Origin of the sequence: Enterobacter sp. MGH 37, assembly GCF_000534515.1 — a bacterium.
Taxonomy (GTDB): Bacteria; Pseudomonadota; Gammaproteobacteria; order Enterobacterales; family Enterobacteriaceae; genus Enterobacter; species Enterobacter kobei.
This window is the reverse complement of record NZ_KI973205.1, coordinates 1,688,492-1,711,074: the sequence shown is the minus strand read 5'-3', so window position 1 is coordinate 1,711,074 and position 22,583 is coordinate 1,688,492. Positions and strand designations below refer to the sequence as shown.

Sequence of the window (22,583 nt, the reverse complement as noted above, 5' to 3'; positions counted from 1 at the left end):
GTAAACCAGCGCTCGATACGTCAGACAGTATAGACAGTGCCAATACGACTTGCGTTACATAAAGTAAAACAATGGGTTACTTTATGCTCCAGCACACTAATTTACTAAAAGAGCCTTACCTTAGCATCATCCCTTTTTGACAGGTGACCTTCCTGGGGGGCGTAATCAAGATTACTCACTTCTGAGTACGGAAATCATGATCTGCGTCAATTTCTCCCCAAGCTGATACCTTTCAGCAGGGTTATTTCATGGATATTTTTCCACTGTTAATTAATTAAGTAACTATTGGAAGTGGTGGCATCAATGATTCAACATATGTTTAACATTCTGAAATGCTAACGTTTTGGCACAGATTTCTGGTGAAGTATGCTAATAAAAAGCGTATCTTCAGCGCGATTTTTCATGACAACGTTGTCAGTCCCGGGCATGTGCAAAGGCGGAGCAAAACGTGATCCAAACGCTCTTTGATTTTCCAACGTATTTCAAATTTTTTATCGGTTTGTTTGCCCTGGTTAACCCGGTGGGTATCATTCCTGTCTTTATTAGTATGACCAGTTACCAGACGGCGGCGGCCCGGAACAAAACCAATCTCACCGCTAACCTGTCTGTGGCGATCATCTTGCTCACCTCGCTTTTCCTGGGGGATGCCATTCTCCAGGTCTTCGGTATCTCCATCGACTCCTTCCGCATTGCGGGTGGGATCCTGGTGGTGACCATCGCCATGTCGATGATCAGCGGTAAGCTGGGCGAGGATAAACAGAACAAGCAGGAGAAGTCAGAAACCGCGATACGCGAAAGTATCGGCGTGGTGCCACTGGCTTTACCGCTCATGGCCGGTCCCGGTGCCATCAGTTCAACCATTGTCTGGGGCACGCGTTACCATAGCCTCATGCACCTGATTGGCTTTTCTGTCGCCATTGCGCTTTTCGCGCTCTGCTGTTGGGGTGTATTCCGCATGGCGCCATGGCTGGTACGCCTGTTGGGACAGACGGGGATTAACGTCATCACCCGTATCATGGGGTTGTTGTTGATGGCGTTAGGGATCGAATTCATTGTCACCGGTATTAAAAGCATTTTCCCCGGCTTGTTACACTAATATTTCGAATGAAAGAACGGAGCTACGGCTCCGTTTTTTTTACGTGAATATCAGCAAATCATATAACTAAAGTTGAAATGCTCACATATCATAATAAATTCTACTAATAATGTTCATTTCTTTTATTTCAAAGAGTTATGAATTTCGCACAATCCCGCCTGCACAGAAAATCTTCGAACGCTCTGTTATTTTACTCACACGATACTCTGGGGCTTGCTGAGAGATAACCGAAATGTTATTAGTAATTTCAACTTTCCCTTAGAGGAATGTGCTAAATAATGATCAGTTGTTAAATTTTTGTACAAAATCACTCAAAAGTAGCGCAGCGACGCGCGAGTAGAGGAAGTTTTCTCTACCTTATTGAATAACCGGTGTTTTTACCGGATTTCGATGTCTGGCAGGACTGCCCCCAACGATACGACGTACTTCGTAAAAGAGAATTGCTTAACAAATTTGCAAAATGTATTGGCGCGCGTTTACGCCATTTGATACTTTCCGGCCTATTATTTTGCAGCATAAAACAATCAGATGAGAATTATTTTCATATAGCTCTCTTCTCAGATATCCAGCTCAGGTCTCAAACAGGGGAGGCCTGTGAAGAATCGACGCAAGACGGCCATACGAGCAGTCAGTAATAAAAAAGTCGGTGATAGCAAGTAGTAAAAGAAGAACCTGACAGCAGCAAAAAAAACTCCTGCGCTGTACAGGCCCCAACAGGGGAATAGACAGCTGGCGAAAGCCAGTAATTATAATGAGTGGAGTACCAACACAATGTCCATCATCACAAAAAAAAATCTGGTAGCGGCGGGGATTTTAACTGCGCTAATCGCGGGCAATGCTGCAATGGCTGCGGACGTTCCTGCAGGAGTACAACTGGCGGAAAAACAGACGCTGGTGCGTAACAACGGTGCGGAAGTTCAGTCTCTTGACCCGCACAAAATTGAAGGTGTTCCTGAGTCAAACGTTAACCGTGACCTGTTCGAAGGTCTACTGGTGACTGACGTTGACGGCCACCCGGCACCGGGTGTGGCAGAAAAGTGGGAAAATAAAGATTTTAAAGTCTGGACCTTCCATCTGCGTAAAGATGCCAAATGGTCCGACGGTACGCCGGTTACCGCCGAAGATTTCGTGTATAGCTGGCAGCGCCTGGCGAATCCAAATACCGCCTCTCCGTATGCGAGCTATCTGCAATATGGCCACATCGCCAATATCGATGACATCATCGCCGGTAAAAAGCCGGTCACCGACCTGGGCGTGAAAGCGATCGATGCCAATACCTTTGAAGTGACGTTGAGCGAACCTGTTCCGTACTTCTATAAGTTGCTGGTTCACCCATCCGTTTCCCCGGTACCAAAATCCGCTGTGGAAAAATTTGGTGAAAAATGGACGCAACCTGCCAATATCGTGACCAACGGTGCCTATAAGCTGAAAGACTGGGTGGTCAACGAACGTATGGTCCTGGAGCGTAACCCGCAATACTGGGATAACGCGAAGACCGTGATTAATCAGGTCACCTACCTGCCAATCTCTTCTGAAGTAACGGATGTTAACCGCTACCGTAGCGGTGAAATCGACATGACCTATAACAACATGCCGATTGAACTGTTCCAGAAGCTGAAAAAAGAGATCCCGAAAGAAGTTCACGTCGACCCATACCTGTGCACCTATTACTACGAAATCAACAACCAGAAAGCACCGTTCACCGACGTACGCGTTCGTACTGCGCTGAAGCTGGCACTGGATCGCGATATTATCGTGAACAAAGTGAAAAACCAGGGCGATCTCCCGGCGTATAGCTACACCCCTCCTTATACCGATGGAATGAAACTGGTTGAGCCTGAATGGTTCAAGTGGTCACAGGAAAAACGTAACGAAGAAGCGAAAAAGCTGCTGGCTGAAGCGGGCTACACTGCCGATAAGCCATTAACGTTTAACCTGCTGTACAACACGTCAGATCTGCATAAAAAACTGGCTATCGCCGTCGCGTCTATCTGGAAGAAAAACCTGGGCGTCAACGTTAAGCTGGAAAACCAGGAGTGGAAAACCTTCCTCGATACGCGTCATCAGGGAACCTTCGACGTGGCGCGTGCAGGCTGGTGTGCGGACTATAACGAACCGACCTCCTTCCTGAACACGATGCTCAGCGACAGTTCAAACAACACTGCGCACTATAAGAGCCCGGCGTTCGACAAGATCATCGCTGATACGCTGAAAGTGTCTGACGATGCGCAACGCGCAGAATTGTACGCGAAATCTGAAGAGCAGCTCGATAAAGACTCTGCAATCGTACCGGTTTACTACTACGTTAACGCCCGTCTGGTGAAACCGTGGGTAGGGGGTTATACCGGTAAAGACCCGTTGGATAATATTTCCGTTAAGAATCTTTATATTATCAAGCATTAATGGCAATACGTGGGGTGAGCCTGGCTTGCCCCACTGTGTCTACTTTGTAACATTCATCAGGCACACGCCAGAAGGTACGGGCAATGTTGAAATTTATCCTGCGTCGCTGTCTAGAAGCGATACCAACGTTATTTATTCTAATTACGATTTCCTTCTTTATGATGCGTCTCGCACCGGGAAGTCCATTTACCGGTGAACGTACGCTGCCGCCGGAAGTTATGGCGAATATCGAGGCGAAGTATCACTTAAACGATCCCATCACTACCCAATACTTCAATTATTTGAAGCAGCTGGCGCACGGTGATTTTGGACCGTCATTTAAATATAAAGACTATTCCGTAAACGACCTGGTGGCCTCCAGCTTCCCGGTTTCGGCAAAACTGGGTGCTGCGGCATTCATTCTGGCCGTCGTTCTCGGGGTCACCGCAGGCGTTATCGCCGCGCTCAGACAAAATACCAAATGGGATTATGCCGTAATGGGGGTGGCAATGACCGGGGTAGTGATACCCAGCTTCGTTGTCGCGCCATTACTGGTGATGATATTTGCCATTACGCTGAAGTGGCTGCCTGGCGGCGGCTGGAACGGCGGGGCTCTGAAGTTCATGATTTTGCCAATGGTGGCATTATCTCTGGCCTATATCGCCAGTATCGCGCGTATCACCCGTGGTTCTATGATCGAAGTGCTGCATTCGAACTTCATCCGCACCGCGCGCGCGAAAGGGCTGCCGATGCGCCGGATTATCTTCCGCCATGCGCTCAAGCCGGCGCTGCTGCCGGTGCTCTCCTATATGGGGCCTGCATTCGTTGGGATCATCACGGGCTCGATGGTTATCGAAACCATCTACGGCCTGCCGGGCATTGGTCAGCTGTTCGTTAACGGCGCGCTCAACCGCGACTATTCGCTGGTACTGAGCCTGACGATCCTCGTTGGTGCGCTCACCATTCTCTTTAACGCGATCGTTGATGTGCTGTATGCCGTCATCGACCCGAAAATCCGTTACTAACTGGAGCACGCCATGATGTTGAGTAAGAAAAACAGCGAGGCGCTGGAAAACTTCAGTGAAAAACTGGAAGTGGAAGGTCGTAGTCTCTGGCAGGATGCACGCCGTCGCTTTATGCACAACCGTGCCGCCGTCGCCAGTCTGGTGGTTCTGGTGATCATCGCGCTGTTTGTGACCCTGGCACCGATGCTGTCGCAATTTACCTATTTCGATACGGACTGGGGCATGATGTCCAGCGCGCCGGATATGGAATCCGGTCACTATTTCGGGACCGACTCATCCGGCCGTGATCTGCTGGTGCGCGTCGCGATTGGGGGGCGTATCTCGTTGATGGTCGGTATCGCCGCCGCGCTGGTGGCGGTAATTCTGGGTACGCTCTACGGCTCACTTTCCGGCTACCTTGGCGGCAAAGTGGACTCAGTGATGATGCGTTTGCTGGAAATCCTGAACTCCTTCCCGTTTATGTTCTTCGTCATTCTGCTGGTGACCTTCTTCGGCCAGAACATTCTGTTGATTTTCGTGGCCATCGGGATGGTTTCCTGGCTGGATATGGCGCGTATCGTACGCGGCCAGACGCTGAGCCTGAAACGTAAAGAATTTATCGAAGCCGCGCAGGTTGGTGGCGTATCTACCCGAAATATCGTGGTTCGCCATATTGTTCCTAACGTGCTGGGGGTGGTTGTGGTCTATGCCTCACTGCTGGTGCCAAGCATGATCCTGTTTGAATCCTTCCTCAGCTTCCTGGGGCTGGGTACGCAGGAACCACTGAGCAGCTGGGGCGCGCTGTTGAGCGATGGTGCAAACTCGATGGAAGTGTCACCGTGGCTGTTGCTCTACCCGGCGGGTTTCCTGGTGGTCACACTGTTTTGTTTCAACTTTATCGGCGATGGCCTGCGTGATGCCCTCGACCCGAAAGACCGTTAAGGAGCGCCGTCATGACAATTATTGAAACGGCCACTGCGCCACAGGCGCAACAGCAGAGCAATCTTCTGCTGGACGTAAAAGACCTCCGTGTGACCTTTAAAACCCCTGACGGGGATGTTACCGCCGTCAACGATCTCAACTTCAACCTGAGCGCGGGTGAAACGCTTGGGATTGTCGGTGAATCCGGCTCCGGAAAATCCCAGACCGCCTTTGCGTTGATGGGCCTGCTGGCATCTAACGGTGTGATTGGCGGTTCCGCAAAATTCAATGGTCGCGAAATCCTCAACCTGCCGGAGCACGAGCTGAACAAGCTGCGTGCCGAGCAGATTTCGATGATTTTCCAGGACCCGATGACCTCGCTGAACCCGTATATGCGCGTCGGTGAGCAGCTGATGGAAGTCCTGATGCTGCATAAAGGTCTGGGGAAAGCGGAAGCGTTTGAGGAATCCGTCAAAATGCTGGATGCGGTAAAAATGCCGGAAGCGCGTAAGCGCATGCGCATGTTTCCTCACGAATTCTCCGGCGGTATGCGTCAGCGCGTGATGATTGCTATGGCACTGCTGTGCCGGCCAAAACTGCTGATTGCCGATGAACCGACTACCGCACTGGACGTTACCGTTCAGGCGCAAATCATGACCCTGCTGAACGAGCTTAAGCGTGAGTTCAACACGGCGATTATCATGATTACCCACGATCTGGGTGTTGTTGCCGGTATCTGTGACAAAGTACTGGTGATGTATGCCGGTCGTACGATGGAATACGGCAAAGCGCGTGACGTGTTCTATCAGCCTGCCCATCCATACTCCATTGGCCTGCTGAACGCGGTGCCGCGGCTTGATGCGGAAGGGGAATCCCTGCTCACCATTCCGGGCAACCCGCCAAACCTGCTGCGTCTGCCAAAAGGCTGTCCGTTCCAGCCACGCTGTCCGCATGCGATGGAAATCTGCAACAGCGCGCCGCCGCTGGAAGCATTTGCACCAGGCCGTCTGCGCGCCTGCTTTAAGCCGCAGGAGGAGCTGGTATGAACGCATTAGATGAAAAACGCAATGTGCTGCTCGAAATCGCTGACCTTAAGGTGCATTTCGATATTAAGGATGGTAAACAGTGGTTCTGGCAGCCGCCGAAAACCCTGAAAGCCGTGGATGGCGTCACCCTGCGTCTGTACGAGGGGGAGACCCTGGGGGTCGTGGGCGAGTCCGGCTGTGGGAAATCCACTTTCGCACGTGCCATAATCGGCCTGGTCAAAGCTACCGACGGAAAAGTGGCGTGGCTGGGTAAAGACCTTCTGGGGATGAAGCCCGACGAGTGGCGCGACGTGCGAAGCGACATCCAGATGATTTTCCAGGATCCGCTGGCATCACTTAACCCGCGTATGACCATCGGAGAGATTATTGCCGAGCCGCTGCGCACCTATCATCCTAAGATGCCGCGTCAGGAAGTCCGTGACCGCGTAAAGGCGATGATGCTGAAAGTGGGGCTGTTGCCTAACCTCATTAACCGTTATCCGCACGAATTCTCCGGCGGTCAGTGTCAGCGAATTGGTATTGCGCGTGCGCTGATCCTTGAGCCGAAGCTGATTATCTGTGATGAACCGGTTTCCGCGCTGGACGTTTCCATTCAGGCGCAGGTGGTTAACCTGCTGCAGAAGCTGCAGCGCGAGATGGGGCTGTCGCTGATCTTCATTGCGCACGATCTGGCCGTGGTAAAACACATTTCTGACCGTGTACTGGTGATGTATCTGGGTCATGCCGTGGAGCTGGGCACGTATGATGAGGTGTACCACAATCCGCTGCACCCTTACACCAAAGCACTGATGTCTGCAGTACCCATCCCCGATCCCGATCTGGAGAAAAATAAAACGATCCAGCTTCTCGAAGGAGAATTGCCTTCACCAATTAACCCGCCGTCAGGTTGCGTCTTCCGTACGCGCTGCCCGATGGCCGGGCCGGAATGTGCGAAAACACGACCGGTTCTGGAAGGCAGTTTCCGACATGCGGTTTCCTGCCTGAAAGTAGACCCGTTATAATCGCAAGGGCTGACATGATGTCAGCCCTTATTTATTGCGAGGTTACCGTGTCGCGTTTATTCACTTCAGCCCGTCGACGGCTCTATCATCTTTTATTCGATCCAGAAACGGTATCGGGACGCCGTTTTGAGGGACTCTGCGCGCTGTTTGCGTTACTCAGCGTCATTGTCATCTTTATTGAATCCGGTGTCGGGACACAATATCACCTGACATTTGATGAATGGCATGCCTTTGTCTGGCTTGAACTGGCGATCACCCTGGTCTTTACCGCTGAGTATATTCTGCGGGTCGTTTGCTGGCCCAATCCGGCAAAGTACGTATTCAGCTTCTGGGGTTTTATCGATTTAGCGACTATCCTGCCGCTCTATGTCATGTGGCTATGGCCAGAAATCAGTCTCAACTATGTTTTCGCCTGGCGCGCCATGCGCGTGATTCGCGTATTGCGAATTCTTAAATTGCTGCGTTTTATGCCGTCGCTGCGCGTATTCTGGAGTGCCATCGTTAGCGCACGACATCAGCTTATTCTGTTTTACTCGTTTATTGCCATTGTGATGATTGTTTTCGGCGCGCTGATGTATTTGATAGAAGGGCCCAAATACGGCTTCACAACGCTCAACGCATCCGTCTACTGGGCTATCGTGACCGTGACGACCGTGGGGTACGGTGATATCACACCCCATACGCCGCTGGGGCGCATAGTGGCATCCGTGCTCATTCTGATTGGGTATTCGGTGATTGCTATCCCGACGGGGTTAATTACCACGCACATGAGCAGTGCATTTCAAAGCCATAAAGCGCAGCGTAAATGTCCGCGCTGTCATCAGGGTGAGCATGAGCAGAGCGCGCGGTTTTGCAACCGTTGTGGGAGCGAGTTACCGAAGTAAATAAAAAAGGCTGCCATCGCAGCCTTTTTTATTATTCGCGCCAGAGAATGTGGCACAGCTTGTGGTCTTTCTCCCGGCAGAGCAGGACGCGAGCGAAAATGTCGTTAATTTCCCCACCATCTTCGTCAGCCAGCCCAATCACCACTTCGGCAAAGAAGTCAGGATTCAGGTCGAAATCCACATGTTCAGCCCAGTCCTCTGCAGGGTCGAACAATTCGGCACCGCCGCGCTCTTCGAACTGCAGATTAAAGAGGATCACGTCTGCGGGATCGAGGTTATCAACCGCCAGTTCGAGAAAAATGTCATAGGCCTGCTCGAGCGTTTCGTCTTCGGTCAGGCGATTGTTCAGATCCATTTCCATGATGACTACCTGTTTAACATCGTTGGGCACGTTTTACAGCAACGGACTAAAGAAGTAAAACAGTCGTTCAGCTATTCTCTGCCACAGCGGGCGTTTTACCCACAGCCTGGCATCCAGCAGCCGCGAGCGGGAGATATAATCATCCTGCACCGCCGCCAGGTCACCGCCAAATCCGGCGTCATCAATCACCAGGGTGATTTCAAAGTTCAGCCACAGGCTGCGCATATCGAGGTTTACCGTGCCCACCAGGCTTAATTCGCCGTCGACAAGCACGCTCTTGGTGTGCAGCAGCCCGCCTTCAAACTGGTATATTTTCACCCCGGCGGCCAGCAGTTCGCTAAAGAAGGCGCGGCTGGCCCAGCCCACCAGAAGCGAGTCATTTTTGCGGGGCAAAATGATACTCACATCGACACCACGCTGTGCTGCGGTACAGATCGCGTGCAGCAGGTCATCGCTGGGGACGAAGTAGGGCGTCGTCATGATCAAATATTCACGCGCTGAGTAGGTAGCCGTCAGCAGCGCCTGATGAATTAAGTCCTCCGGGAATCCCGGCCCGGAGGCAATGGTATGAATAGTATGACCGCTGGCCTCTTCAAACGGCATGATGTTGCCATCTGGCGGCGGCGGCAGAATACGCTTGCCGGTCTCTATCTCCCAGTCGCAGGAGTACACGATTCCCATCGAGGTGGCAATCGGCCCCTCCATTCGTGCCATCAGATCCACCCATTGCCCGACGCCGGAGTCCTGTTTAAAGAAGCGCGGGTCAACCATGTTCATACTGCCGGTGTAGGCAATATAATTATCAATCATGATCATTTTACGGTGCTGGCGAAGGTCCATCCGGCGCAGAAAGACGCGCAGGAGATTTACCTTTAGCGCCTCAACCACTTCGATACCGGCATTACGCATCATGCCTGCCCAGGGGCTGCGGAAAAAGGCCACGCTGCCTGCGGAGTCCAGCATCAGACGGCAGTGGATCCCCCGACGCGCGGCCGCCATCAGGGATTCAGCGACCTGGTCGGCCATGCCGCCGGGCTGCCAGATATAGAACACCATCTCAATGTTATGGCGAGCAAGCTGGATATCGCGGATCAACGCCTGCATCACGTCATCGGAGGAGGTCAGAAGCTGGAGCTGGTTCCCCTTAACGCCGCCAATCCCCTGACGCCGTTCGCAGAGCTTAAACAGCGAGGAGGCGACGCTGCTGTTCTCCTCGGCAAAGATATGTTCGCAGGCTTTAAGATCGTTAAGCCACTTCGCGGTGGAAGGCCACATGGCACGCGCCCGCTCGGCCCGGCGTTTACCCAGATGAAGCTCACCGAAAGAGAGATAGGCAATAATTCCCACCAGCGGGAGGATGTAAATGATCAGAAGCCAGGCCATGGCAGAGGGTACGGCTCTGCGCTTCATCAGGATGCGTAATGTCACACCCGCGATTAACAGCCAGTATCCCAAAATGACCAGCCAACTCACCACGGTGTAGAAGGTTGTCATGGTTAAAAAATCCTTTTGAAAGCGTATTGTTATGAGTGTACGCATCAGGATTCATCTGGCAAATAAAAACGCCAGGTAAAAGCGCTGGTTTGCTGCCGGGTTGGGTTTATAATGGCGGCTCTGTTTGAGAAAGAGTTGTAGACATGAAGCGCAGTAGAACAGAAGTAGGGCGCTGGCGCATGTTGCGACAGGTGAGTCGTCGTAAGGCTCGTTGGCTGGAAGCACAATCCCGCCGCAATATGCGTATCCACGCCATCAGAAAATGTGGATTGAACAGGCACCGCAACGCGTTGCTGTTCGCCGTCCAGGATATCTGAAAACCCTGAGGGCACCGCAAGGTGCCCGCTGATTTTATAGTGTCTTATTTAGAGAATATCGTTATTGCTGCGTTATTCCGGTGATGTTTAGCAAAAGGAGGGAGAGGTGTTTGCGGAGTTTGGCGTACTGAATTTCTGGACGTATGTTGTTGGCGCATTTTTTATTGTGCTGGTGCCGGGCCCGAATACCCTGTTTGTGTTGAAGACCGGGATCGGTCACGGCGTTAAAAAAGGATATCTTGCCGCCACAGGTGTGTTTATCGGCGATGCGGTTCTGATGTTTCTCGCCTGGGCCGGTGTCGCGGCTTTAATCCAGACCACGCCTGTACTGTTTAATATCGTACGCTATCTGGGTGCTTTCTATTTACTCTGGCTGGGCGGCAAAATGCTCTGGTCGGTGATTAACCGTCAGAATCATGCTCACGAGAGCGGAACTGAACCTGCCAGTATGATCATGAAACGCGCCCTGGTACTGAGCCTGACGAATCCAAAAGCGATTCTGTTCTACGTTTCGTTCTTTGTGCAGTTTATTGACGTGAATGCACAAAATACCGGGACCTCTTTCCTGATCCTCGCCACCACGCTTGAGTTGATTAGCTTTATGTACATGAGCTTTCTGATCTTCTCCGGTGCGTTTGTCACGCGTTATCTGAAAACCAAAAAGAAACTGGCAAAGCTGGGGAACGGGCTGATAGGGCTGCTGTTTGTCGGATTTGCGGCGCGGTTAGCGTCACTGCATTGATGTGAAGAAAGGCTCCTGAGGGAGCCTTAGTTATATCAGAACACTTTCTTATACGGTCGCACCGTTACCTTCGCATACACGCCCGCCGCAACGTACGGGTCTGCGTCAGCCCAGGCCTGCGCCGCTTCCAGAGATTCAAACTCTGCAATAACCGTGGAGCCCGAAAAACCGGCTGCACCCGGGTCGTTGCTGTCGACAGCAGGCATTGGGCCAGCGGTCAGCAAACGACCTTCATCCTGTAGCAGCTGTAAGCGTGCCAGGTGAGCAGGGCGGACAGACTGGCGTTTCTCAAGTGAATCAGCGACATCTTCAGAGTAAATCACGTAAAGCACGGTGAAGCTCCTTAAGCGTTTTAAAGTGTCAGTTACGTTATGTGAAAGGGCAATTGACTGCAATGTAAAGATAAAAACAATGTTAATACCCTGATCTGAATGCCCCTTTTTTGGCCACATTGACGCTTAAATTGCGCCAGAACAAAGTGTCTTATTGAATATGATTGCTATTTGCATTTAAAATCAGGGTTCGATTTTTTAACGTTGATGACTATGACTTCGATGACCCTTGATTTACCTCGCCGCTTTCCCTGGCCGACGCTGCTCTCCGTCGTGATTCACGGTGCTGTCGTGGCGGGTTTGCTCTATACTTCGGTTCATCAGGTTATTGAAATGCCCGCACCCGCGCAGCCGATTTCGGTGACCATGGTATCGCCTGCGGATCTCGAGCCGCCCCAGGTCGCGCCGCCACCGCCACAGCCGGTTGCTGAACCGGAGCCAGAACCCGAGCCTGTTCCGGCGCCACCGAAGGAAGCCCCGGTGGTGATCCATAAACCTGAACCGAAGCCCAAACCTAAGCCGAAGCCAAAGCCGGTGAAGAAGGTCGAGGAGCGTCCGAAACGCGAAGAACGTCCGGTTGAGCGACGTGCGACCCAGACGGTTGAGAATGCCGCACCTTCACGTCCGGTGATGAACAACTCCGCACCGGCACCAAAACCAACGGTTGCCGCGCCAGCGGGCCCACGAGCACTGAGCCGAAACCAGCCTCAGTATCCGGCGCGAGCGCAGGCTTTACGTATTGAAGGTCGCGTACGGGTGAAATTTGACGTTACCGCAGATGGCCGCGTTGATAACGTGCAAATCTTGTCCGCTCAGCCTTCTAATATGTTTGAACGCGAAGTGAAATCGGCGATGCGCAGATGGCGCTACGAAGCCGGTAAACCGGGTAGCGGATTGATCGTGAACATTGTCTTTCGCCTGAACGGCGGGGCGCAGATGGAATAAAAAAAGCCTCCGGATGGAGGCTTTTTTGTCAGATAATCAGGCCTGTGGAAGCTGACGAGGTTTACCCTCGCTATCCACTGCCACATAAATAAACAGTGCTTCAGTAGCTTTATAGCGCTGTCCAATCGGTTCTGAAGAGACCTTCTTCACCCAGACTTCAATGTTGATAGAGATGGAGGTATTGCCGCGCTTGACGCAGCGCGCGTAACAGCACACCACGTCACCTACCGCTACCGGGCGCAGGAAGGTCATTCCATCGACCCTCACGGTTACCACGCGTCCATGAGCTATCTCTTTTGCCAGAATTGCGCCGCCCATATCCATTTGCGACATCAGCCAGCCGCCAAAAATATCGCCATTGGCATTGGTGTCAGCGGGCATTGCCAGTGTGCGTAAAACCAGTTCGCCCTGAGGGGCGTTAGTTGTTGTCATTGTTTTAACTCGTAACGGAAGACTTCAGGCGGGATGCTACTATGATTTCACAGCGGAGAGAATAGACCAGAACGCCTGTCGAACACGTTCTGGTCAACCAGCAGTTAGTGCTTATCGTCCTGCGGCATATGGCGATAGATGTAAACGCCGCTGAGCAGGGTGAAAATCAGCGTCAGGGCTGTCAGGCCGAAGACCTTAAAGTTGACCCAAATGTTCTGCGGCAACCAGAAGGCAATGTAGATATTGGCAAGACCGCAAAGAATAAAGAACACCGCCCAGGCAATATTCAGTCGGGACCAGACCTGCTGCGGCAGCGTCAGCTCTTTACCCAGCATGCGCTGGATAAGCGGTTTTTTCATAACCCACTGGCTGATTAACAATGCGCCTGCAAACAGCGCGTATATCACCGTGACTTTCCACTTGATGAATTCATCATTGTGGAAGAACAGGGTCAGCCCGCCGAAAACAGCGACCAGCACGAACGTGACCAGCGCCATTTTTTCGACTTTACGGTAACGTACCCAGCTGTAGATCAGCACAACCGCGGTCGCGATAATCAGCGCAGTGGTCGCAGCATAGATGTCATACAGCTTATAAAACGCGAAAAAGACCACGAGCGGTAAAAAATCAAGAAACTGCTTCATTCTGTGATTCCATCTTCTCTGTTGAGCCGGGAAGCGGGTCATGCTCCCGGCATCAGGATTACTGACGAATTAACATATACAGGCGGAACAGATAGACCAGCAGTACCGCTGAAATCAGGTTGCTCAGCGTATTCGCGACTACCGCGCCAACATTAGGCGTTAAAACCGCAAAATTTGGCGCAAACAGGAGCAGAAGCGTTTTCGCCAGCAGCCAGCCGATCACGGCAGGGGCCACCAGGCGCATATTCGCCCATGCGAGCCTGATGCTGCTGCGCATTGCGGTAAAAATCCCCATTTTGTCCTGCACGATCATGATCGGGGCAAAAGAGAGCACGATAGCCAGCAACACGCCCGGCACCACGACCAGCATAATCCCCATCTGCACCAGCAGGGTGGTTAAGAAGATCAGGATAAACAGCTTCGGCAAAACGGGGGCACTGGCGCCAATCGCGCGTAAGGCACTGACCCGATGGCCCGCTGACACCAGCTGAATCATCAGGAGAACGCCGCCCGCCAGAATCGCATTACCAATGAGACCAGAGAACGTCGATGCGGCTGAAGCCCGCAGCAGGATTTGCTGCTGCTCTGGCGTCATGTTTTGCACCAGTTCAAACAACCCGACGCTTCCTGCCAGATTGTCACCCTGGCTCAGGCTGGCAATCTGTTCATCACTCGGTGAGAAGGCATGGCCCAGCACCACAGTGATAAAGGCGCAAAGCAACGCGATCAGTAAAAAAGTTATGAACTGATTGCGGAAAAAGTTTCCCGTGTCACGGTAGACAGACTTCGCCGTGATAGACATGCACTCTCCTTGAGTATTGCAGGTGTTAATTAGCCGGCAATTGTACATCGGATGCACCTGCTGTGGCAGCATCAAGGCTTGTATGGAAAAGCATATCTTTGTAAAGCGGCGGTAATCCGAGCCGTGCGCGGGCGCGATTACAGGCGTCGTTGACCTGCCCGTCTTCCCCCGACATAGCAAATTCCCGGCAGGGGCTGGGGCGATCCTCATAGATGGAACACCGGGTTGAGACCCCGGGTTCACCCTGTAGCGCGACGCAGCGGGCTTGTTTTTGGTTCGTGCCGCGCATACAGCGCAGAAAAGGGGTCAACGGCTCAGTGAGATGAACCGGAACGGTACCGCCGCCATCGCTGGCCTCGGCCCAGTAGAAAGAGACTCGAAAATACGCACAACAGGCTCCGCACGTCATGCACGGGTTAACTTCACTCATGGCACACCTGCAAAAAAGAACGCATCAAATCAATTTGTGAGAGCGATAAATTAGCCAGCCGCCTGAGGAAGAGCAAGAGGGGGAAAAGAGAAAATTTTGTAATTGTGAAATGCCAAAAATTGACATGGAAACAATTTACTGCCTTTCAAAGCGCCACAAAAAATTAACCCAGATCAATGAATGTTAACTTACTGGTTTTAATGTGATCTGTGGCAGATCACTTATTACTCATTTGTGAGTATATTCTCACCCGCGATTAAAACCACAACGATGGAGCGGATATGAAAAAATTAGCGGTGGCAGCCCTTGTATTAAGCAGTCTCTCTGGCGGCGCGTACGCGCACGAAGCAGGTGAATTCTTTATTCGTGCCGGTTCGGCCACGGTTCGCCCAACTGAGGGCTCTGATAACGTGCTGGGTATGGGCGGTTTTAACGTCAGTAATAACACCCAGTTAGGCTTAACGTTCACTTATATGGCGACGGATAACATTGGTGTCGAGCTTCTGGCGGCAACGCCGTTCCGTCATCGCGTCGGTCTGGGGGCAACCGGTGATATTGCCACCGTACACCATTTACCGCCAACGCTGATGGCGCAATGGTACTTTGGCGATGCCAGCAGCAAGGTGCGTCCGTATATTGGCGCCGGTGTAAACTACACCACCTTCTTCGATGAGAAATTTAACGATACCGGTAAAGAGGCCGGTCTGACTGACCTCAGCCTGAAAGATTCATGGGGTATGGCGGGACAGGTGGGTCTGGATTACCTGATTAACCGTGACTGGCTGATCAACGCCTCAGTCTGGTACATGGACATTGATACAGACGTACGCTTTAAAGCGGGCGGTGAGCAGCAAAGTATCAATACTCGCCTCGATCCGTGGGTGTTTATGTTCTCTGCAGGTTATCGCTTCTAATCCCCCTCAAACTGGCCACCACGTGGCCAGTTTGCTTTTGCAGCCTTCAAAACGACGGATAAACCGGCCGCTCGTCAAGTTTTACGCAGTGCCTGAGTTTCGTTTCCCCATCATATAAATAGCTAAATGCGTCGCTGGACACCGAATGGAAAAGAATATCGCCGTTAGCAAAGGGGATCATTTCGGTGTCACCTGCGCGCTTGTGCCCTGCGCCGGTTTCAAACTGGCCGCGCCACCGTTCCTGCGTATGGTCGTAAACGTGCAGAATAACCTCGACAAGTCCTCTTTCCGGACAGTTAAGGCGCAGGAAGGTTGAAGAGAAATTCAGGGACAGCACGTGAAAGGGAATCAATAAGGCGAAAACCACTAAAGCTCGTAAATACATCAAACTGCGAAAACCTCCTTCAAAATGGATATGAGATTTTACTTAAGTCAGATGCGGCGGCTTTGCCCTCGATCAAGAGGTCTTATAATTCAATGCGATAAAGGCCTCTGACGAGGCCTGAACGTTCATTTTTGAATCAAATAGCGGATTGTTGGCCCGTCCTGCTGAATATCCAGCACCGTGTAGCCATGGTTTTTAGCATCCAGCGGAATGTTGTTAATGGATTGCGGGCAGTCGCTCACCACCTCCAGAATTTCCCCTTTTATGAGCTGCGGTAGCGCTTCAAGGGTAGCCACTGCCGGATAAGGGCAAGGTTCGCCGATCATATCCAGTCGATAGTCAGGCACGATCTCTTTCATGCAGCGTTCTCCTGCGTTTCAGGTTTAGCGGTGGTGCGACGGAAGAAACGTTTCTCCTGCGCGACAACCAGTAAAAAAGCGACCAGCAGCAAGGCATAGGTTACCAGCAGGCCGCCGAGCGGACCGAAGGTGCTCAACAGATTGACCTTATCCCAGTTTGTTGTGAGTACAGGTGAGACATCATCCCAGTAGTACGCCAGAATGGTTGAACCAATGACATTACCAAGGCCGACCCACCAGTAATGCACCTGGCCTTCGACGGCGCGATACATCCAGCCGGTTTCACACCCGCCTGCCAGCACAATTCCGAAGCCAAACAGCAGGCCACCAATCACCGCGTTAGGACCGGCCCACATGATTTTCGGTTCAACACCGAGTTGTACATAGCTGAAAATGCCGATGGCACTCACCGCCATACCGGCAATGATCGCTTTTGCCATCATGGTTCGTCCGGTGATCCACATATCGCGAAACGCAGAGGTAAAGCAGATCTGCGCGCGTTCAATCAGCAGACCAAACCCTACGCCAAACAGCATCGCGAGGCCGAGTTTCGGTTGATTCAGCGCTGTGCAGATTGCCCACGCGATCATGGCAAAAAAGACCAGCATACCGAGGCGAAAACGGCGTTTCGCCTGGTCCGGCTTCTGGGTCAGCGGCGACGCCGCGCTAACTTTGGTCATTTTTACCGGAATACGGAACAGTGGCAGCAGGGTGAATTTTGCACCGAAGTAAGAGCCAATCGCGGTGGCGACGGCAAAGAACCAGGCATGCAGTGAAAATTGCGGAATACCCGTGAAGAACGCGGCAAGGTTACAGCCCATCGCCAGGCGAGCACCAAACCCGGCAATAATCCCGCCGACGACCGCCTGCATAATGCGGATGCGGCTTTTGGGCATGCGCAACTTGACGTTATTTGCCCACAGCGCCGCCGCGAAACAGCCGCCGAACATCCCGATGATCATCATTCCGTCGATGCGGGTAAGCGGAGTACCGTCCAGGTGAATGAGTTTAAAGTAGCCCCACTCTTCGGCATGCACGCCAGCGAGTTGCAGAAGTTGACCACCCCAGCGGGTAAACTCGCCGGTCACGGCCCAGAAGGTACCGGTAATGCCGAAATAATAAGTAGAGAGAATGCCTGCCGCGATAACGGCCGGAACAGGTGACCAGAACTTAACTAAATAAGTCTGTTTGAAGTATTGCCATGACATGAGTAAGCCTCTGAACTCAGAAGGTGTATTTGGATTTAACGGGCCGGAATATATAACTTTTTGGCTTACTCTAAAACCTCTCCAAACCTACTCTCCGGGATAGCGTCATTTTTTATGACCTCCGTCATTAAATCTTCCGGTTATTTCCCGGCAATCACCCCCCTGGCTGCAAAATATTCATTCCTTTCGCGGAGCCTTACTCAGAATGCGAGAGCGGCAGACATCCAGAATTTCGTCAGCCAGCGCGGAATTATCCGGGCAGGCACGGGACAACACCAGAGCCCCGACAAGATGTGCAAAGGTGTTTATCAGGTCAGCACGTGAGACATTTTCGTCGCTTAACATTGCCAGCTGACGTTCAACCCCGGCTGCAAATGTCTCTTTGATGGACTCGGACTGGCGTGCGGTGTCCGTGCCCAGGGCAGACATCACGCAACCTCCGGCCATATCATCGCGATGCTGCCGGGAGAGGTAATATTCAATGAATTTATCTCGATCTACACCCGCCAGGTTTTCCGCGGCATGCACAAACCCGCAATTCATGGCCTCTGACATCAGGTCGGCCTTCGAACCAAAGTGCTTATAAAACCCGCCGTGGGTTAAACCCGCAGCAGACATCAGCTCCGCCACGCCCACGCCGTCATAGCCGCGTTCACGAAAAAGTTCGGATGCCGTTTCAACTATGCGCATCCGGTTCTCCCGGACCTGCTCTTTTGACACTTTCATGCTGCCCACCCCCTATAAAACAAGGCTCAATTATACATTGATGATGATCATAATCAAACCAGTTGACTTTATAGATTATGATCATCATCATTAAATTCGTGTCTCCGTCAGCGCTTCGCAGAGAAAGGCACGCTCTGTCAGTCTGGCTGAGATCAGCAAAGAGAGCCGGATATCTCCCGGATTTACCTGCATCGAAAGGTGCAGATTCTGTTTAACATTTGATAAAGAAGATCACACATGACGAAAACTTCAGTTCTCATTACGGGCGCATCGACGGGTATTGGTGCTGTTTATGCGGAAAGGTTTGCAAGCCGTGGACATGACCTGATTCTGGTTGCCCGGGATAAAACAAAATTAGACGCACTTGCCGAACGTCTGCGACAGGAGAAGGGCGTTTCTGTAGATGTCCTGCCTGCCGATCTCACTCAGGCAGCGGAGTTAGCGACGGTGGAAACGCGTCTTCGTGAAGACGAAAAAATAGGGGTGCTGATCAATAACGCCGGCATCGCACAGTCGGGCCATTTTATCGGCCAGACGTCCGAGGCAATTGAGCGTCTTATCGCCCTGAATGTCACCGCGCTGACGAGACTTGCCAGTGCCGCGGCACCAAGGTTTGTCAACGCCGGAGAAGGTGCGATCGTCAATATCAGTTCAGTCGTTGGGCTTGCCCCGGAATTTGGCATGTCGATTTACGGTGCAACCAAAGCCTTCGTGCTTTTCTTGTCGCAGGGATTGCATCTTGAGCTGTCCTCCGCAGGCGTTTACGTCCAGGCGGTACTTCCGGCCGGCACTTACACCGAAATCTGGGAACGTGCCGGTATTGATATCAGTAAGGCGCCCGAGATGATGGAAGTGGATCAGTTAGTTGACGCAGCCCTGGCGGGCTTTGACCGTCGCGAACTCGTCACCATCCCTCCTTTACAACACGCTGCCCACTGGGATGACCTGGAGAGGACGCGTCAGGCTCTGCTGGCGGACATCAACCAGGCTAACGTGGCAGAGCGCTACAAAGTGTAGTCAGGGGGGATTCGGCATAGGACTGAGTATCGTTTTTTCACTCAGCAACAGCGTTGTTAAGAAACATGCCACAGGCAAACCCGGCAGAGTAAAAGACAAATGAATAAGAAGACGATGAAAGCGTTTACGTTTAAACGCTATGGTAAATCCCCGGGAATGGGGATCGATGACGTCGATTTTCCGTCCCCCGGTGATGATGAAATTCTGGTCAAAGTGTATGCAGTAGGTCTGAACCCAATCGATAACATGATCCCGACCGGCATGTTCAAACGCGTTCTGCATTTCAGTCTCCCCGCGACCTTGGGCAGTGATGTGTCCGGCGTTGTCGTTGCCACAGGACGTCGCGTGACGCGATTCAAGGCAGGCGACGAGATTTTCGCCAGTATTTTTGACAGGGGAACGGGGTCGCTGGCCGAATTTGTCCGGGTGCCAGAAAGTCTCGCGGCGTTAAAACCCGCCAGTCTGGATTTCGTACAGGCCGCGTCACTTCCTATGGTCAGTCTCACCTCCTGGCAAGCGCTGACAGAACGCGCGATGCTGCGAGCGGGGCAGAAAGTATTTATCCCTGCCGGATCCGGTGGAATCGGCAGTTTTGCTATCCAGCTGGCGAAACACTTTGGTGCAACGGTTGGGACGACCACCAGCGCAGCCAACATTGACTGGGTGAGCCGCCTTGGTGCAGATGACGTCGTTGACTATAGAAAGCAGGAATTCGAAAAAGTGCTGAGCGGCTACGATATTGTCCTCAGTACTGTCAGAGGTGACGCGATTGAGAAATCCACGCAAATCCTTAAGCCGGGGGGGAAAATTATTTCCCTGATCGGGCCGTTAGATGCTGCTTTCGCGCGGGAACGACACCTTAATGTTTTCCTGCGTTTCGTATTAGGGCTGATGAGCCGCAAAATCATGCGGCTGTCAAAAAAGCGAGGTTTGACCTATTCGTTTCTCTTTGTTCGCCCTGATGGCAGCCAGCTCAGCCAAATCGGTGAACTCATGGACGCTGAACTCATCAAGCCCGTAATCGACAAGGTTTACCCCTTTGCCGAAACGAGCGACGCCTTCACCTATCTGGCTCGCGGGCATGCAAAGGGGAAAGTCGTCGTTAAAGTTCATGGGTGATAGCTACGAAGGCTTGAGCGCCGTTGCAGCGGCGGACCGCAGATAATGGTGATGCGCTGAGTTGAACCCTGCACATTGCCGCCCCTTATGCTGCCGGACCTTGTCACTGAAGGCGTGGATATTTCGCTACGTTTTGATGAGTCGGGGGAAGGATGAACCCAATATACGTTGTACGCTGCGCGGGATTAAAACCTGGGCATTACGGATATGGCCACCCCTCAGGCGAAGGGTGGCTTTCGGGGCGGGAGAGTGATGTTTACTTCGCTGCTTCCTCGATAAGTATGGCGACATCCTGGGGATGTGAAACCATCACGACATGGGATGCACCTTTAATCACAACGGTGTGTTTTGATCCCGCGCGTTCGGCCATGAATCGCAAACCCTGGGCGGGGATATCCTTGTCGCCGTCACCGTAAATGAAGTAAGAGGGCAGTTTTTTCCAGGCTGGTGCACCCGATTTTTCAGTTAAAGCCGCTTCGGTAATCGGTCTTTGCCCTGCGGCCATCAGCGCCGCCTCTTCAGCTGAAACGTCATGCGCGAATTGCTGGTGGAACTTCGCCCGATCGATGGAGAGATCGACGCTACCATCAGCCAGCTTCACCGGTGTGGCAAGCGCCTGGCCAAGCGTGCCGCCAGGGAATTTCCCTGCCAGGTCGGCCGCGGCTTCACCCGCGTCCGGAGCAAATGCGGCGACATAAACCAGCGATTTGACATTGTTTGTATCACGGGCCGCGTTCGTAATAACCTGGCCACCATAGGAATGCCCGACAAGGACGACCGGCCCCTTAATGTTGTTCACCACAGAAGAGACGTAAGCCGCATCACCCGAAACACTGCGCAGCGGATTCGCCGCAGCAACGACATTGTATCCATCCTTTTGCAGGATCCGGGTAACGCCATTCCAGCTAGAAGAGTCGGCAAAGGCACCATGAACCAGGACAACGGTCGGCTTAGCGGTTTCGGCGATTGCGCTGGCAGACAGCAGAACGGCGGCAACGGCAAGGGAGGCAGCAAATTTGGACATGATCATTCCTCTTTTCAATACAGTTTAAAGGGTATGCGTAGGGGGGATTGTGGCCTGTCTGAAACAGGCCACCTGGCTAGCCGCGAATAAAGGCCAGTACGTCAGCGTTAAAGCGATCGGCCTCTGTCTCCGCCAGTCCATGTGAACCGCCGGCATATATCGTCAGCGTCGCATTCGCAACGATCTCAGCGGCGCGGTGTGCGGATGCCTTAATGGGTACAATCTGGTCATCGTCGCCATGAATAATCAGCGTAGGGCGATCAATCTGCTGCAGGTCGCGTGTGTAATCGACTTCAGAGAACTCATGGATGCAGTCATATTGCCCTTTAATGCCGCCCTGTAGGCCAATTCTGCGGAAGTTTTCCCGTAACCCGTCATTGGTGGGGACATGGTCACGGTTAAAGCCATAGAACGGAATTGTCAGGTCAAAGTAAAACTGTGAGCGGTTTTTGGCCGTGCCTTCGCGGATAGCATCAAACACCTCAATCGAAGTACCGTCTGGATTGGCATCCGTCCGGAGCATAAGAGGAGGGACTGCGCCGACCAGAACGACTTTAGCCACGCGTGAGGTACCATGACGGCCGATATAATGTGCAACTTCGCCGCCCCCTGTGGAGTGACCCACTAAAATCAGATCCTTCAGATCCAGCGACTCAATCAGCTCAGCGAGATCGTCCGCATACTGATCCATATTGTTGCCGTGGAAAGTCTGGTCTGAACGCCCATGGCTGCGACGGTCATGCGCGATGACCCGGAAACCATTCTGGCTGAAAAACAGCATTTGCTGATCCCAGGCATCAGACGATAACGGCCATCCGTGAGCGAAGAGGATAGGCTGACCTGAACCCCAGTCTTTGTAAAAAATGCCTGTTCCGTCTTTGGTGATGAAAGTTGTCATTTTGTACTCCTGTTATGTGTTGCGTTATTTGTTTTTGTGCGATTTGTTTGTGTGCAAATGAATATGGCAGCCCTTTTTGCCTTTGTCAATCGCTTGCAAT

The 22,583-nt window shown here is 52.3% G+C and carries 26 protein-coding genes; 13 read left to right on the top strand and 13 right to left on the bottom strand.

Translation table 11 applies throughout. From position 1 onward, the window contains the following. The first annotated feature begins 448 nt into the window (after positions 1 to 448). From L383_RS15580 to L383_RS15610, 7 genes are all read left to right on the top strand, one after another. Complete coding sequence (locus L383_RS15580) at positions 449 to 1,096, top strand: YchE family NAAT transporter (RefSeq protein WP_006810888.1); 648 nt, start codon at positions 449 to 451, stop codon at positions 1,094 to 1,096. Positions 1,097 to 1,867: 771 nt separating this feature from the next. Then, entirely contained in the window at positions 1,868 to 3,499 is a 1,632-nt protein-coding gene (oppA, locus tag L383_RS15585) for an oligopeptide ABC transporter substrate-binding protein OppA (protein ID WP_023330572.1), read from the top strand. A gap of 83 nt (positions 3,500 to 3,582) precedes the next feature. Beyond that, on the top strand, positions 3,583 to 4,503 hold the full coding sequence (gene oppB / locus L383_RS15590; RefSeq protein ID WP_014884162.1) for an oligopeptide ABC transporter permease OppB: 921 nt from the start codon (positions 3,583 to 3,585) through the stop codon (positions 4,501 to 4,503). A gap of 12 nt (positions 4,504 to 4,515) precedes the next feature. Then, positions 4,516 to 5,424 carry an oligopeptide ABC transporter permease OppC gene (gene oppC, locus L383_RS15595; RefSeq protein ID WP_014884161.1) on the top strand — a complete coding sequence of 303 codons (909 nt, stop codon included), beginning with the start codon at positions 4,516 to 4,518 and terminating at the stop codon, positions 5,422 to 5,424. Positions 5,425 to 5,435: 11 nt separating this feature from the next. Then, complete coding sequence (locus L383_RS15600; RefSeq protein ID WP_014884160.1) at positions 5,436 to 6,449, top strand: ABC transporter ATP-binding protein; 1,014 nt, start codon at positions 5,436 to 5,438, stop codon at positions 6,447 to 6,449. After that, positions 6,446 to 7,450 (top strand): murein tripeptide/oligopeptide ABC transporter ATP-binding protein OppF, encoded by a 1,005-nt coding sequence (gene oppF, locus L383_RS15605; RefSeq protein WP_014884159.1) that lies wholly within the window; start codon positions 6,446 to 6,448, stop codon positions 7,448 to 7,450. Before L383_RS15600 ends, oppF begins: the two co-directional genes overlap by 4 nt. Positions 7,451 to 7,464: 14 nt before the next feature. Further along, the gene (locus L383_RS15610; protein ID WP_023330571.1) at positions 7,465 to 8,334 is read left to right on the top strand and encodes an ion transporter; all 870 of its coding nucleotides are present in this window, start codon (positions 7,465 to 7,467) and stop codon (positions 8,332 to 8,334) included. A 31-nt stretch (positions 8,335 to 8,365) separates the two neighbouring features. On the opposite strand, the gene L383_RS15615 is transcribed toward L383_RS15610, so the two are convergent. Both L383_RS15615 and cls read right to left on the bottom strand, forming a co-directional pair. Further along, entirely contained in the window at positions 8,366 to 8,695 is a 330-nt protein-coding gene (locus L383_RS15615; protein WP_003856748.1) for an HI1450 family dsDNA-mimic protein, read from the bottom strand. Positions 8,696 to 8,728: 33 nt separating this feature from the next. Then, complete coding sequence (gene cls, locus L383_RS15620; protein ID WP_023330570.1) at positions 8,729 to 10,189, bottom strand: cardiolipin synthase; 1,461 nt, start codon at positions 10,187 to 10,189, stop codon at positions 8,729 to 8,731. A gap of 143 nt (positions 10,190 to 10,332) precedes the next feature. On the opposite strand from cls, the gene L383_RS25885 reads away from it, so the two are divergent. Then, the gene (locus tag L383_RS25885) at positions 10,333 to 10,506 is read left to right on the top strand and encodes a YciY family protein (RefSeq protein WP_017384232.1); all 174 of its coding nucleotides are present in this window, start codon (positions 10,333 to 10,335) and stop codon (positions 10,504 to 10,506) included. 106 nt (positions 10,507 to 10,612) lie between these two features. Further along, positions 10,613 to 11,248, top strand: coding sequence for a leucine efflux protein LeuE (leuE, locus tag L383_RS15625; RefSeq protein ID WP_014884157.1), 636 nt, complete (start codon positions 10,613 to 10,615; stop codon positions 11,246 to 11,248). Positions 11,249 to 11,283: 35 nt separating this feature from the next. On the opposite strand, the gene L383_RS15630 is transcribed toward leuE, so the two are convergent. Further along, complete coding sequence (locus tag L383_RS15630; protein ID WP_023330569.1) at positions 11,284 to 11,580, bottom strand: YciI family protein; 297 nt, start codon at positions 11,578 to 11,580, stop codon at positions 11,284 to 11,286. 222 nt (positions 11,581 to 11,802) lie between these two features. Here L383_RS15630 and tonB point away from each other — a divergent pair, with 222 nt between their 5' ends. Continuing rightward, the gene (gene tonB / locus L383_RS15635; protein WP_032629012.1) at positions 11,803 to 12,525 is read left to right on the top strand and encodes a TonB system transport protein TonB; all 723 of its coding nucleotides are present in this window, start codon (positions 11,803 to 11,805) and stop codon (positions 12,523 to 12,525) included. A 36-nt stretch (positions 12,526 to 12,561) separates the two neighbouring features. On the opposite strand, the gene yciA is transcribed toward tonB, so the two are convergent. From yciA to L383_RS15655, 4 genes are all read right to left on the bottom strand, one after another. Further along, positions 12,562 to 12,957, bottom strand: coding sequence for an acyl-CoA thioester hydrolase YciA (yciA, locus tag L383_RS15640; RefSeq protein WP_008502796.1), 396 nt, complete (start codon positions 12,955 to 12,957; stop codon positions 12,562 to 12,564). Between the two features lie 104 nt (positions 12,958 to 13,061). Further along, positions 13,062 to 13,601 (bottom strand): septation protein A, encoded by a 540-nt coding sequence (locus L383_RS15645; RefSeq protein WP_014884118.1) that lies wholly within the window; start codon positions 13,599 to 13,601, stop codon positions 13,062 to 13,064. A 58-nt stretch (positions 13,602 to 13,659) separates the two neighbouring features. Further along, positions 13,660 to 14,403: a YciC family protein gene (locus tag L383_RS15650; protein ID WP_014884117.1), complete on the bottom strand. Its 744-nt coding sequence runs from the start codon at positions 14,401 to 14,403 to the stop codon at positions 13,660 to 13,662. A gap of 25 nt (positions 14,404 to 14,428) precedes the next feature. Continuing rightward, positions 14,429 to 14,833, bottom strand: coding sequence for a YkgJ family cysteine cluster protein (locus tag L383_RS15655; RefSeq protein WP_023330567.1), 405 nt, complete (start codon positions 14,831 to 14,833; stop codon positions 14,429 to 14,431). Between the two features lie 281 nt (positions 14,834 to 15,114). Here L383_RS15655 and ompW point away from each other — a divergent pair, with 281 nt between their 5' ends. After that, positions 15,115 to 15,747: an outer membrane protein OmpW gene (ompW, locus tag L383_RS15660; RefSeq protein WP_014884115.1), complete on the top strand. Its 633-nt coding sequence runs from the start codon at positions 15,115 to 15,117 to the stop codon at positions 15,745 to 15,747. 46 nt (positions 15,748 to 15,793) lie between these two features. On the opposite strand, the gene L383_RS26185 is transcribed toward ompW, so the two are convergent. The 4 genes from L383_RS26185 to L383_RS15675 all read right to left on the bottom strand — a co-directional run bounded on the left by L383_RS26185 (position 15,794) and on the right by L383_RS15675 (position 18,425). Next, complete coding sequence (locus tag L383_RS26185) at positions 15,794 to 16,132, bottom strand: hypothetical protein (protein ID WP_047345103.1); 339 nt, start codon at positions 16,130 to 16,132, stop codon at positions 15,794 to 15,796. Between the two features lie 125 nt (positions 16,133 to 16,257). Continuing rightward, a complete protein-coding gene (gene yedF, locus L383_RS15665; RefSeq protein ID WP_023330565.1) occupies positions 16,258 to 16,491 on the bottom strand; it encodes a sulfurtransferase-like selenium metabolism protein YedF in 234 nt (77 codons plus the stop codon). Beyond that, positions 16,488 to 17,699 carry a selenium metabolism membrane protein YedE/FdhT gene (gene yedE / locus L383_RS15670; RefSeq protein ID WP_023330564.1) on the bottom strand — a complete coding sequence of 404 codons (1,212 nt, stop codon included), beginning with the start codon at positions 17,697 to 17,699 and terminating at the stop codon, positions 16,488 to 16,490. Before yedE ends, yedF begins: the two co-directional genes overlap by 4 nt. Positions 17,700 to 17,876: 177 nt before the next feature. Continuing rightward, positions 17,877 to 18,425: a TetR/AcrR family transcriptional regulator gene (locus L383_RS15675; protein ID WP_023330563.1), complete on the bottom strand. Its 549-nt coding sequence runs from the start codon at positions 18,423 to 18,425 to the stop codon at positions 17,877 to 17,879. 237 nt (positions 18,426 to 18,662) lie between these two features. On the opposite strand from L383_RS15675, the gene L383_RS15680 reads away from it, so the two are divergent. Both L383_RS15680 and L383_RS15685 read left to right on the top strand, forming a co-directional pair. Continuing rightward, entirely contained in the window at positions 18,663 to 19,442 is a 780-nt protein-coding gene (locus tag L383_RS15680; RefSeq protein ID WP_023330562.1) for an SDR family NAD(P)-dependent oxidoreductase, read from the top strand. A gap of 99 nt (positions 19,443 to 19,541) precedes the next feature. Beyond that, positions 19,542 to 20,561 (top strand): NADP-dependent oxidoreductase, encoded by a 1,020-nt coding sequence (locus L383_RS15685; RefSeq protein WP_023330561.1) that lies wholly within the window; start codon positions 19,542 to 19,544, stop codon positions 20,559 to 20,561. A 256-nt stretch (positions 20,562 to 20,817) separates the two neighbouring features. Here the strand turns inward: L383_RS15685 and L383_RS15690 are convergent, their stop codons facing one another. Together L383_RS15690 and L383_RS15695 are read right to left on the bottom strand one after the other, a co-directional pair. Continuing rightward, the gene (locus L383_RS15690) at positions 20,818 to 21,585 is read right to left on the bottom strand and encodes an alpha/beta fold hydrolase (RefSeq protein WP_023330560.1); all 768 of its coding nucleotides are present in this window, start codon (positions 21,583 to 21,585) and stop codon (positions 20,818 to 20,820) included. A 76-nt stretch (positions 21,586 to 21,661) separates the two neighbouring features. Next, entirely contained in the window at positions 21,662 to 22,483 is an 822-nt protein-coding gene (locus tag L383_RS15695; RefSeq protein WP_014884108.1) for an alpha/beta fold hydrolase, read from the bottom strand. Between the last annotated feature and the right edge of the window lie 100 nt (positions 22,484 to 22,583).